Source organism: Allorhizobium sp. nf9_anc, from assembly GCF_056323085.1.
The window spans coordinates 1,964,587-1,976,110 of the sequence record NZ_CM150481.1; the positions used below are offsets into that span (position 1 = coordinate 1,964,587).

10 protein-coding genes are annotated in these 11,524 nt (G+C 61.9%); 6 read left to right on the forward strand and 4 right to left on the reverse strand.

What is annotated here, in order from left to right; genetic code table 11:
* Positions 1-43: 43 nt before the first annotated feature.
* Positions 44-1,141: a catalase family protein gene (locus AC02Y0_RS09405; protein WP_476383623.1), complete on the forward strand. Its 1,098-nt coding sequence runs from the start codon at positions 44-46 to the stop codon at positions 1,139-1,141.
* 59 nt (positions 1,142-1,200) lie between these two features.
* Here the strand turns inward: AC02Y0_RS09405 and ald are convergent, their stop codons facing one another.
* Positions 1,201-2,319, reverse strand: coding sequence for an alanine dehydrogenase (ald, locus tag AC02Y0_RS09410; RefSeq protein WP_476383624.1), 1,119 nt, complete (start codon positions 2,317-2,319; stop codon positions 1,201-1,203).
* Between the two features lie 159 nt (positions 2,320-2,478).
* Here ald and AC02Y0_RS09415 point away from each other — a divergent pair, with 159 nt between their 5' ends.
* The 4 genes from AC02Y0_RS09415 (at position 2,479) to AC02Y0_RS09430 (ending at position 5,958) form a co-directional block, all read left to right on the forward strand.
* The gene (locus tag AC02Y0_RS09415) at positions 2,479-2,940 is read left to right on the forward strand and encodes an Lrp/AsnC family transcriptional regulator (protein ID WP_054150114.1); all 462 of its coding nucleotides are present in this window, start codon (positions 2,479-2,481) and stop codon (positions 2,938-2,940) included.
* 91 nt (positions 2,941-3,031) lie between these two features.
* The gene (locus AC02Y0_RS09420) at positions 3,032-3,367 is read left to right on the forward strand and encodes a PilZ domain-containing protein (protein ID WP_444557329.1); all 336 of its coding nucleotides are present in this window, start codon (positions 3,032-3,034) and stop codon (positions 3,365-3,367) included.
* A gap of 161 nt (positions 3,368-3,528) precedes the next feature.
* Positions 3,529-3,867 carry a PilZ domain-containing protein gene (locus AC02Y0_RS09425; protein WP_476383625.1) on the forward strand — a complete coding sequence of 113 codons (339 nt, stop codon included), beginning with the start codon at positions 3,529-3,531 and terminating at the stop codon, positions 3,865-3,867.
* A gap of 102 nt (positions 3,868-3,969) precedes the next feature.
* Positions 3,970-5,958 carry a bifunctional 2',3'-cyclic-nucleotide 2'-phosphodiesterase/3'-nucleotidase gene (locus AC02Y0_RS09430; protein WP_476383626.1) on the forward strand — a complete coding sequence of 663 codons (1,989 nt, stop codon included), beginning with the start codon at positions 3,970-3,972 and terminating at the stop codon, positions 5,956-5,958.
* 67 nt (positions 5,959-6,025) lie between these two features.
* Here the strand turns inward: AC02Y0_RS09430 and AC02Y0_RS09435 are convergent, their stop codons facing one another.
* Positions 6,026-6,964 (reverse strand): LysR family transcriptional regulator, encoded by a 939-nt coding sequence (locus AC02Y0_RS09435; protein WP_476383627.1) that lies wholly within the window; start codon positions 6,962-6,964, stop codon positions 6,026-6,028.
* Positions 6,965-7,094: 130 nt separating this feature from the next.
* On the opposite strand from AC02Y0_RS09435, the gene AC02Y0_RS09440 reads away from it, so the two are divergent.
* On the forward strand, positions 7,095-7,706 hold the full coding sequence (locus AC02Y0_RS09440) for an FMN-dependent NADH-azoreductase (protein WP_476383628.1): 612 nt from the start codon (positions 7,095-7,097) through the stop codon (positions 7,704-7,706).
* A gap of 72 nt (positions 7,707-7,778) precedes the next feature.
* On the opposite strand, the gene amt is transcribed toward AC02Y0_RS09440, so the two are convergent.
* On the reverse strand, positions 7,779-10,916 hold the full coding sequence (gene amt, locus AC02Y0_RS09445) for an ammonium transporter (protein ID WP_476383629.1): 3,138 nt from the start codon (positions 10,914-10,916) through the stop codon (positions 7,779-7,781).
* A gap of 201 nt (positions 10,917-11,117) precedes the next feature.
* Positions 11,118-11,438 (reverse strand): HlyU family transcriptional regulator, encoded by a 321-nt coding sequence (locus AC02Y0_RS09450; RefSeq protein ID WP_102019832.1) that lies wholly within the window; start codon positions 11,436-11,438, stop codon positions 11,118-11,120.
* Between the last annotated feature and the right edge of the window lie 86 nt (positions 11,439-11,524).

Sequence of the window (11,524 nt, forward strand, 5' to 3'; positions counted from 1 at the left end):
CGCCTGCGTTCCCGTTTGCGGAACAACACAGACGGAGACCTCGATGCAGCCCAATCCACCGATCCCCTATCGCGCCGACCTCGAAACGATCGATCCCGACGAGCAGACGGCCATCGCTGACATCACCGAGAGCATGCTCTACATCATCGGCAAGACGCATGAGGATCTCGGCCATGCGCAGCGCAGCGTGCATGCCAAGAGCCACGCCCTGCTGGAAGCCATCGTCACCGTCCATCCCGATCTGCCGGCCGAGCTGCGCCAGGGCATCTTCTCCCGGCCCGGCCACAGCTATCCGGCCGTTATTCGCATCTCGACGATCCCCGGCGACCCGCTGCGCGACAGCGTCTCCCTGCCAAGAGGGCTTGCGATCAAGCTCTTCGAGGTGGAAGGCGAGCGCTTGCCGGAAAGCCTCGACGACACCACGCAGGACTTCCTCTTCGCCACGGCGCCCGCCTTCGCCGCACCGGATGCTGCAGGTTTTGCCAAGAACCTGAAGCTGATCTCTCGCACCACCGACCGGGTGGAGTGGGCAAAGTCTGCCCTGAGCTGGATCCTCCGACCGATCGTCAGGGGTCTCGAAGCGATGGGGGTCGATGCCGCCGCGCTGAAAGCCATGGGGGGCTATCCCGAAACGCATCCTCTTGGCGAGCACTACTACACCCAGGTCCCGTCCCGCTTCGGGGACTATGTCGCTAAGCTCGACATCGTGCCGCGCTCGGCCAATTTCCGTGCGCTCACGGATCTCCGCCTCGACCTCTCCGACGGTCCGGACGTGCTTCGTCACGCCGTGGCTGATGTCATGGAGCGCGAGGGCGGCGAATGGACCCTGCGCGCGCAGCTTTGCCGCAACCTTGAAACCATGCCGATCGAAGATGCCTCGGTCGTCTGGCCGGAGGAAGAAAGCCCCTATCTGGAGATCGCGACCATCCGCGTCGCCCCTCAGACTTCGTGGTCGATGGATCGCTCCCGCGCGGTGGATGACGGGCTGACATTCCGCCCCTGGCGCGGCGTCGAAGACCATCGACCGCTCGGCAATGTGATGCGCGCCCGCAGACACGTCTATCCCATCGCTGCGGACCGACGGTCGCAGCTGACCGGCTGTCCTATGCATGAGCCGAAAACGCGCCCGATGCTGCCATGAATGACGAAGGGCTCCGGCATATGCCGGAGCCCTTCTGACGTTACGGGAGGAAGCTTCCCTTAGGCGACGTTGAGAACCGCTTCGGGTGCATGGGCCGGATAGCCCAGGGCGTCTGCGACCGGCTTGTTGGTGATGCGGCCCTTGTGAACGTTGAGGCCATTGCGCAAGTGACGATCCTCGGCAATTGCCCGCAGCCCGCGATCGGCAAGCGCCAGACCATGCACCAGCGTCGCATTGTTGAGGGCATGGGCCGAGGTGATCGGAACCGCACCCGGCATGTTGGCCACGCAGTAATGCACGATGCCGTCGACGACATAGGTCGGGTCGGAATGGGTCGTGGCATGCGAGGTCTCGAAGCAGCCACCCTGGTCGATGGCGACGTCGACGATGACGGCACCCTTCTTCATGCCGGACAGCATTTCGCGGGTGACGAGCTTCGGAGCCGCAGCACCGGGGATGAGGACCGCGCCGATGACCAGATCGGCGGAGAAGCTTTCCTGCTCGAGCGCATCGATCGTCGAATAGACGGTGTGGACGCGACCGCCGAAGATGTCGTCGAGCTGGCGCAGGCGCGGCAGCGAGCGGTCGAGGATGGTGACATCGGCGCCGAGGCCGACGGCCATCTTGGCCGCATGCAGGCCGACAACGCCGCCACCGATGACGGTGACCTTGGCCGGCAACACGCCGGGAACGCCGCCGAGCAGGATGCCGCGGCCGCCATGGGCCTTCTGCAGAGCCGTCGCACCCGCCTGGATCGCCAAGCGCCCGGCGACTTCCGACATCGGGGCCAGCAGCGGCAGACCGCCGCGCTCGTCGGTCACGGTCTCATAGGCAACGGCGGTAACACCGGATTCGAGCAGGCCCTTGGTCTGTTCCGGATCTGGTGCCAGATGGAGATAGGTATAGAGGATCTGGCCTTCGCGCAGCTGCACCCATTCGGAGGGCTGCGGTTCCTTGACCTTGACGATCATGTCGGACTTTTCGAACACGTCCTTGGCTGTGGCTGCGATCTTCGCGCCAGCGGCGATATAGGCGTGGTCATCGGCACCAATCCCGGCGCCCGCACCCGTTTCAATCAGGACATCATGGCCATGCGCCACATATTCTCTGACGGCACCGGGGGTCAGACCGACACGGTATTCATGGTTTTTGATTTCCTTCGGGCAACCGACACGCATGAAGCGTTCCTCTCTCTTATTCGCAGCCGAAGCTGCTTTGTTTCAGATACGGAAATTCAAACATTCTCCGCGCAAAATGTCCTTGCAAAGTAGAGGCCACGACCTCAGACAATTCGCAGCTTCTTGCGTCAGGAAGCCGCAAAACGGAGAAAGCTACGAATGGCGGAACTGGATGCCATCGATCGTGCCATTCTGAAGGCGCTTCAGGAGAATGGCCGGATGACCAATGCCGAGCTTGCCGAAACGGTGGGCCTGTCGCCATCCGCCTGCTCGCGGCGCCACGACATGCTGGAAAAATCGGGCGTGATCAGCGGCTATCATGCACGCCTGTCGCACAAGGCGATCGACTACAAGATGATGGTCATCGTCCACATCTCGCTGTCGGGCCAGTTCGCCAAGACGCTGACCGAATTCGAGGCTGCCGTGAAGCGCTGTCCGAACGTGCTCGTCTGTTATCTGATGTCTGGCGAATACGACTATATCCTGCGCGTCGCCGCAAAAGATCTCGAAGACTATGAGCGCATTCATCGCGACTGGCTCTCGGCGCTGCCGCATGTGGTGAAGATCAATTCAAGTTTTGCGCTGCGCGAAGTCATCGAACGACCCAATGTGGGGCTTTGAAGAACAATCCCGAAAATCCTAATGATTTGATTTAGACCGTTCTTACAGATGATGCGTAGGTTGGCTCTATTGTTTCCATCAGGACGGCATCATGAGCAATAATCTCGAAATGGATGTTCGCAAATCGCCACGCAGCCGCTGCCGACTCGACAGCAAGGTCCGCTATTTCCAACAGCAGGCGGATGCGCGGGTGATCAACATATCACGCACAGGGCTTGCCCTCGAACTCGCCACCAAACTGACCGCCGCAGCCGGCAGCCAGGTCACCATCGAGAATGACGATATCGGCCATCTCGAAGGTGTCGTGCGCTGGAATTATGGCGGCCGAATCGGCATCATGTTCCGCCCCAACAGCAATTCGATCGCCAAGATCGCCGCCTATTTCCGCCACTTCCATCAGGAAGTCCGGCCGGTGCTGACGCGCTGAAACCCTGCCGAATTAACGGTAAATCGCGGGGATAAGCCGCCAAATACCTCAAATCTCCTAGGGAGTTTGCTCGCATTCTAATGACCTTGGCCAGATGCCGTTAAGGCGCCTGGCCGAGGCTTCCTGCGTTTCATTCAGTCATTTTGACGGAGCGCATAGGAATGCTTGCAGCCAAACTCAGCCCCGACGGGCGCCGGACCCAGCGCATTCGCTGCCATATCAGGGGTACTCTCGAATTCATGGGGCAGAAGCTGGATATCCGCATTCTCGACATTTCCAGAACCGGTATGGCCTTGAAGCTCGAAGGCTGGATCGAGGCCAAGCGCGGGGCAACTGTCGCGGTGCGCTGCGCCGAACTCGGGCATATCGAGGGATCGGTGCGCTGGTACCGGGCCGGCAAGATGGGCGTCGAATTCGAGCAGACCAGCAATTCGGTCGCCCAGATCACCGCATACTTTCGCAACTTCCACCGCGACCCGCGCAACTTGGTGCCAGCCTGAGCGGCGAAAAGGGCAACGTCTCACCCCTGTCATTTTACAGGTGCAAGCATCTTGAAAGCGACTTAACCTCTGTCGCTTTCAGAACCAGTTTGTGAGGCCCCCATGCCGTCCCTGCTCGATTTCTATCCGCTGTCCCGCCGCTCCTTCCTGGGCGGCATCGCCGCCTCGGCCGCGCTCGTCACGCTGCATCCCTTCGCCGCCCGCGCCAATGGCAATCAGGCGCATCTTCGGCTGATGGAAACCACTGACATCCACGTCAATGTGATGCCCTACGACTATTATGCCGACAAGCCGAACGACACGATGGGGCTGGCGCGCACCGCAAGTCTGATCGACAGCATCCGAGCGGAAGCCGGCAACTCCATGCTCATCGACAATGGCGACTTCCTGCAGGGTAATCCGATGGGCGATTACATGGCCTATCAGAAGGGCATGAAGCCGGGCGATGTACATCCGGTGATCAAGGCCATGAACGCGCTTGGCTATGATTGCGGCACGCTCGGCAATCACGAGTTCAACTACGGCCTGAACTTCATGTTCAACACGCTGGCCGGTGCGCAGTTTCCCTTCGTCTGCGCCAATCTGACCAAAGGCCAGCTCGCCTCCGACCCGAAGCAGGATGCGCTCTACTTCAAGCCCTACCACATCATCGAAAAGCAGATCCGCGACGGCTCCGGCGCGACAAGCCCCATCAAGGTCGGCTTTATCGGCTTCGTGCCGCCGCAGATCATGCTCTGGGATTCGAAAAACCTCGAAGGCAAGGCGCAGACCCGCGATATCCTGCAGGCAGCGCGCGCCTGGGTGCCGCAGATGAAGGAGGAAGGCGCCGATATTGTCATTGCCCTCTCCCATTCCGGCATCGACGGGCACGGCGAGACGGAGGGCATGGAAAACGCCTCGCTCTATCTCGCCGGCGTCGAGGGTATCGACGCGATCTTCACCGGCCACCAGCATCTCGTCTTCCCCGGCCCTAAGGATTTCGACAACGTGCCGGGTGCTGACGCCGTCAAGGGCACGCTGCTCGGCAAGCCCGCCGTCATGGCCGGCTTCTGGGGCTCGCATATGGGCCTCATCGACCTTCTGCTCGAAAAGGACGGATCAGCCTGGAAGATCGTCGACTTTACCTGCGAAGCCCGTCCGATCTATCACCGCGACGACAACCGCAAGGTCGTCGCCGATACTATGGACAAGCCCGAGATCGTCGCATCGGTCGCCGCCGAGCACCAGGCGACGCTCGACTATGTGCGCACGCCCGTCGGCAAGACGTCTGCGCCGCTCTATTCCTATTTCGCCCTGGTGGCCGACGATCCTTCGATCCAGATCGTCTCGATCGCCCAGTCCTGGTATATCAAGGACATGCTGAAAGACGGTCCGCACAAGGATCTGCCCGTGCTGTCGGCCGCGGCCCCCTTCAAGGCCGGCGGTCGTGGCGGTGCGGACTATTTCACCGACTTTCCCGCCGGCGATATCGCGATCAAGAATGTCGCCGATCTCTATCTCTATCCGAACACGATCCAGGCGGTGGCGATCACCGGCGAGCAGGTGAAGAACTGGCTCGAAATGTCAGCTGGCATCTTCAACCAGATCGAGAAGGGCGCGAAGGATGTGGCCCTCATCAATCCGGACTTCCCGTCCTACAATTACGACGTGATCGACGGTGTCACCTACCAGATCGACCTCACCAAACCTGCCCGCTACGACAAGGACGGGGTCGTCGTTCACCCGGAATCAAGCCGCATCGTCAACCTGCAATTCGACGGCAAGCCGATCGATCCCGGCCAGACATTCGCGGTTGCGACCAACAACTACCGCGCCGGTGGCGGCGGCAAGTTTCCGGAAATCGCCTCGGACAAGGTGATCTTCGTCGGGCCGGACACCAACCGCGACATCATCGTCCGATACATCGTCGACCAGGGCACGATCAATCCGTCGGCCGACGGCAACTGGTCCTTCGCGCCGATCGGCGACACCACCGTCACCTTCGAAACCGGGCCGAAGGCACGCGAGCATCTCGCCGGTTTCAAGGGTGCAAAAATCGAGGATGCCGGTGAAGGTTCAGACGGCTTTGCGAAGTTCCGGCTGACGCTCTAACGGAAGCGACGTTGCTCGCGTTCCCGATCCAAACTGCGGAATCGATTCAAGATCTTGAATCGATTCCTTAAACTGCTTTCGCAAGCGCCGCGGGTGCGAAATCCATCGGGCAATTCGACAGCTGCTCCTCGAAGGCGCGGATCAGCCAGGTGCCGGCTGGCCCCGGCGGATTGTCGGTCCGGCGGATGGCATAGAGATTGTAGGATCCCTGTTCATAGGCCGGCAGATCCAGATGCACGATCCGGCCCTTGGCCAGGTCCTCGCGAATGATCGAAGCCGGCAGTCCGCCCCAGCCAAGGCCACCGCGGATCAGCTGGTGCTTCGTCGCCATGTCGCTCACCCGCCAGGTCTTGAAGGACAAGACATTGAAATCGCGACCGGAGGTCAGGTCCGAGGCGTCGCTCACGACGATCTGGGTCTCTTCGCGCACGTCCTGCAGCGAGAGCGTCCCCTTGTGCGACGCCAGGGGATGATCGACGGCTGCAGCCGGCAGCAGGAAATTGTGGCCGATGCGGGTGACGATCAGCGTGTCGTCCTGCCGGGTCGGGGAGCCGCCGATGCCGATGGTCGCCCTGCCGCTCATCACGAGCTCCACCAGGCGTCCGAGCTCGCCCACTTCCAGGCGCAGCGAGACGGTGGGGAACTGCCGCTGGAACTCGCGGAGCACCGCCAGCATCGCACCCGTCGGCACGAGAACGCTGATGGCAACCGAAAGCTCCGCCTCCAGCCCCTGATGCATGCTGCGCACCTTGGCGCGCATCACCTGCAGATCGCCGACGATGCGGCGGGCATCGGTCAGCATGGCCCTGCCCTCGTCCGTCAGCCGGGGTTGCCGCGTGCCCGTCCGCTCGAACAGCGTCACGCCGAGCTGGCTTTCCAGGTTGCCGATCGTATAGCTCACCACCGACTGGGCTCGGTTGAGCTGCCGGGCAGCGGCCGAAAAGCTGCCGGTATCGGCTACAGTGAGAAAGACCTGCAGCTGGTCGAGGGTGGGGTTGGCATCCATGGCGATCAGGCATCCATCCAGTTATTCGATATGACCAATCTAGATTATCACAGTTTCATTGATGCGTGCTCGGACATAGATGCATGGCAGGCCTGCTCCCAAGGGCCAGTCACATTTCGAGGAATAGCACATGTCATCCATCCTTCTCGTTACCTCCAGCCCGCGCGGCTCGGAATCCCTCTCGAACGCGATCGCCACCGAGCTCGCCGAGAAGTTCGCCGGTGCGACCGGCACACTGGTGCGCCGCGATCTCGTTGAAACCCAGCTCGACCATGTCGATGGCGCCTTCACCACCGCCATCCGTAAGCCGGCCGATGCACGCAGCGCTGAAGAGGCTGCTTCGGTTGCCATCTCCGACGCGCTGGTCGCAGAACTCATGGCTGCCGACACGATCGTCATCGGCACCGGCCTCATCAACTTCAACATCTATTCGTCGCTGAAGAGCTGGATCGACCATATCGCGCGCGCCGGTCTCACCTTCAGCTACACCGAGAACGGCCCGGTCGGCCTCGCCACGGGCAAGAAGGCCTATCTCGTGCTCGCCGCCGGCGGCATCTATTCGACTGGTCCTGGCGCGCCGATGAACCATGCCGTACCCTATCTGAAGACGGTTCTCGGCTTCCTCGGCATCGAGCTGGTTGAGACGGTTTATGTGGAAGGCGTAGCATACGGTCCGGAAGCCGCCGAAAAGGCTGTTGCTTCGGCCAAGGCCAAGGTCGAGGAACTGGCGCGCGCCGCCTGATCTTCCCTACTTGCAAGACATGGAAGCGCGGCCCTTGCAGTCGCGCTTCCTACCCGATCCGCCTGGAAGACTTCAGGCGCCGGCGGCCCTCGCGCCCGGCAGATCCTGATCCACCCGGGCAGAGCGCTTGTCGAGACGGATGGCGAGCCTGGCGATCTTCTTCAATTCCGTCACAACAGTGTCGACCACGGCGTTTGCCACCTCGCCCACCGGCAGTGGCCTACCCAGCAGGTAGCCCTGCAATTCGTCACAGCCCGCCGCACTCAGATAGCGCGCCTGTTCGACCGTCTCCACGCCCTCTGCCACGACCCGCATGCCAAGCCCGCTGCCGAGATCGATAATCGTACGCACGATGGCATCGGCAGTATCCTCCGTGCCGAGCGCCGACACAAAGCTGCGGTCGATCTTGATCACATCGAACGGGTATCGACTGAGATAGCTCAGCGAGGAATAGCCTGTTCCGAAATCGTCGAGCGCGATCCTCAGGCCAAGCATCTTCAGATGGCCGAGAATGAGACGCGCCCGTTCATCGTCATCGATCAGCACGCTCTCCGTGATCTCAAGCTCGAGCTGATGCGGCGAAACACCGGAGGCTGTGAGATTGGCCTCGACCCTTTCGAGGAATTGCGGGTGGCGGAACTGGACCGGCGAAACATTGACGCTGATATGCAGGTGGTCGGGAAAACCCGCCGCCAGGCGGCAGGCCTCGGCGAGCACCCATTCCCCGAGATCGATGATCTTGCCTGACACCTCCGCCACCGGAATGAAGTCCCCCGGCTGGACCATGCCCCGCTCCGGATGCTTCCAGCGGACCAGCGCCTCATAGCCGACGATCGCGCCATCGCGGGCGGCGACCCGCGGCTGGAGATAGAGCTCGAACTCTTCGCGCTCCAGCCCGCGCTCGATATCGGCTTCCAGCGCACGCCGCTTCTCGATCAACTCATCCATGCCCCGGCGATAGGCCCGGAACGTGTTCCGGCCGGACTTCTTGGCATGATAGAGCGCGACGTCGGCGCGGCCGATCAGCTCATCGAGCTCACCTGCATGCTCGGGGCAGAGCGCCCCCCCAATGCTGACGCCGCATTTGATGCGTTCGCCCTGGCCGGTGTCGAAAGGCTGACGGAAGGATTCGATGAGGCGACGGCTGACGTCTTCGAGCTGCGCCTCGAAATGGCAATTGCCGAGGATCACAGCGAACTCGTCGCCACCCAGTCGCGCCGCCATGTCCGAGGGGCCGAGGATCTCGGTCAGCCGTCGCGAGGTCTCGCGGATCACCTCGTCACCCGCCGGATGGCCATAGAGGTCGTTCACATCCTTGAAGTGATCGAGATCGACGAGAAGGACGCCGCAGCCCCAGCCGTCATTGGCCTGGGCGACATGCGCGGCCAGCGTCTCGGTGAAGAGCGCGCGGTTGGCAATCCCGGTCAGCGGATCATGCTGGGCGAGATGGCGCATGCGCCCCTCGACGGCCTTGCGCTCGCGCAAATCCACCAGGCAGCTGATGCGGATGTGGCGTCCGCGATATTCGATGTTGCGACCGCGCGCCTCGATCGGGATCGTCGTTCCGTCCAGGCGGACGATCTGGAACTCCCGCGACACGTCGGGCGCCGGGTTCGGGTCATCGATCAGCAAACGTCGGCCCGTTTCGTCAACCAGATCGAGGATCGAGGTGCCGACAAGATCCCGGATTTTCCGGGCAGTCAGAACTTCGAACTGCTCGTTGCCGTCGATGATCAAGCCGTCTTCATGCATGACGATGGCTTCGAAGGTGGCATTGGCGAGCGCCGTCACCCGCTCCGCTTCCTCCTGGTCGCGCACCTGCGCCTCAAGTTCGCTGCGGCTGCGCTCCTGCTGCTGAATGTTGTCCATCAGACTGTTGAAAAGCCGGGTGAGCTTCTCCGCCTCATCGCCGGGATCGACCGCCAGACGGTCGCCCAGATCCGCCTTTCCGGAGACGAGCTTCGACAGCGCGTCCTCGACATGGCCGACGCCCAGGCGCGTCCCGTGCTCGGCAATGTTCAGGCCAATATCCTCGGCCTCTGCCGTCACGCGAATGGGCACGAGCTTGTCGAGCGTCCAGAAGAAGGCATAGCCGAGACCGAAGGCCCAATAGAAATTGAGCGCAGACCCGAAGATCTGGATGTAGAGCTGGTCGAACCGACCGCCTGCCGGCAGCCGGTCGACGGGGGCCAGAAGCGCAAGCGCCACGGTGCCTGCAACGCCTGCAAAGGCATGGACGCCGACCGCACCGACGGCGTCGTCGATCTTCAGCTTCTCCTCCATATACTGGTTGCCGTAGAGCGCCACGATGGATCCGAGAGCGCCGATCAAAAGCGCGCCGCCGGGCTCGAGGAGGTGGCAACCGGCCGTCACCGCGACCAGAGCGCCCAGCATGCCGCAAAGCGCCTTTTCCGGCAGCACGACACCGTCCTGCTTGGCACCGATCACATAGCCAACGCAGGTCCCCATCCCACCTGCCAGCACGGTATTGAGGATGATCGGGGCGACATCGGCATTGGCAGCGAGCGTTGAGCCGCCGTTAAAGCCGATCCAGCCGAAAAACAGGATGAGAGCCCCCGTCGTCGAGAGCACGGGATTGTTGCCGGCAATGCGGATCGGCCGTCCCTCGGCATCGAAACGCCCACGCCGCGAACCAATTACCAGGCAGGCGGCAAGTGCCACCCAGCCGCCCGTGGCATGCACAACGGTCGACCCGGCGAAATCGACGAAACCGAGATTGGCGAGAAAGGCACCGGAATTGGGGCCGATGGCCGTGCCCCAGACCCAGTGCACGAAAATCGGATAGATGAGCGTCGACAGAACGATCGAGCCGAGCACATAGGCAGAGAGCGACATCCGCTCGGCGACCGCGCCCGAGACGATGGTCGCCGCCGTGCCGCAGAACATCACCTGAAAGACAAAGAAACCGGCAAGCCAGCTGTCGAGGCCCTTCAGCAGGAAATAGTCAGCATCGATGCCGAACGGAAGCACACCGGAGCTGCCGAAGGCGAGCATGAAACCGATGGCGGCAAAGCCAACCACGCCGAAGACGAAATCGAGCAGGTTCTTCTGGGCGACATTGATGGAGTTTTTCGATCGGACCATGCCGGCTTCGAGGAGCAGGAAACCCACCTGCATCATCATCACCATGCCAGCGGCGGCCATCAACCAGGCGAGATCCGCCGAGGCCTTGGCGGCCTGGATAGTCACGGCCTCTTGTGCGGCTACAGAGGGTGTCGCCGCCAGAAGGGCAGCTCCCGTTGCAAGCAAACCGAAACGAGGAAAAAGTCCGGAGCAAAACGCATTAATCACTTGAAAAACCCGAGCAATATCTCGGGCGTCAGTGTTGCGCTGCATCATTAACATTCGGTGACCGCAAAGAAACATTTCTTCGCGATACGAAGGTAAGCCTCAGACGATACGCGTCTGCTCACCGTCACCGAAGAGAGCCGGGCCGTTCTGGTCGATGATCTGCTGCGCCTTGCGGAAGGTGCAGTCGAGTGCATCGTCAAGCGAGGTGAAGACGTCGGCGCGAATGAACTTCCGCTCCAGTGTCCGACCATCCACCTCCCGCTCGATACGGCCGGCCAATCTGAACTGGCTGCCTTCCCGAATGGGTTCGGCGTGGATGACGCAGTCCTTGTAGGTCTGCGGCTCGGCCATGGGCTTGGCAGAGGCCTCGGACGAGGCGCCACCGGTGAAAATGGAGAGGATGCTGGACAGGATCGACATGTTTTTCCCCTAGCACAGCGAGCGGCGACGCGGAAGAGCGGGCGGCGCGGCTTTCCGTCGCCCAAGGTCATGCTAAGCTCGATCCG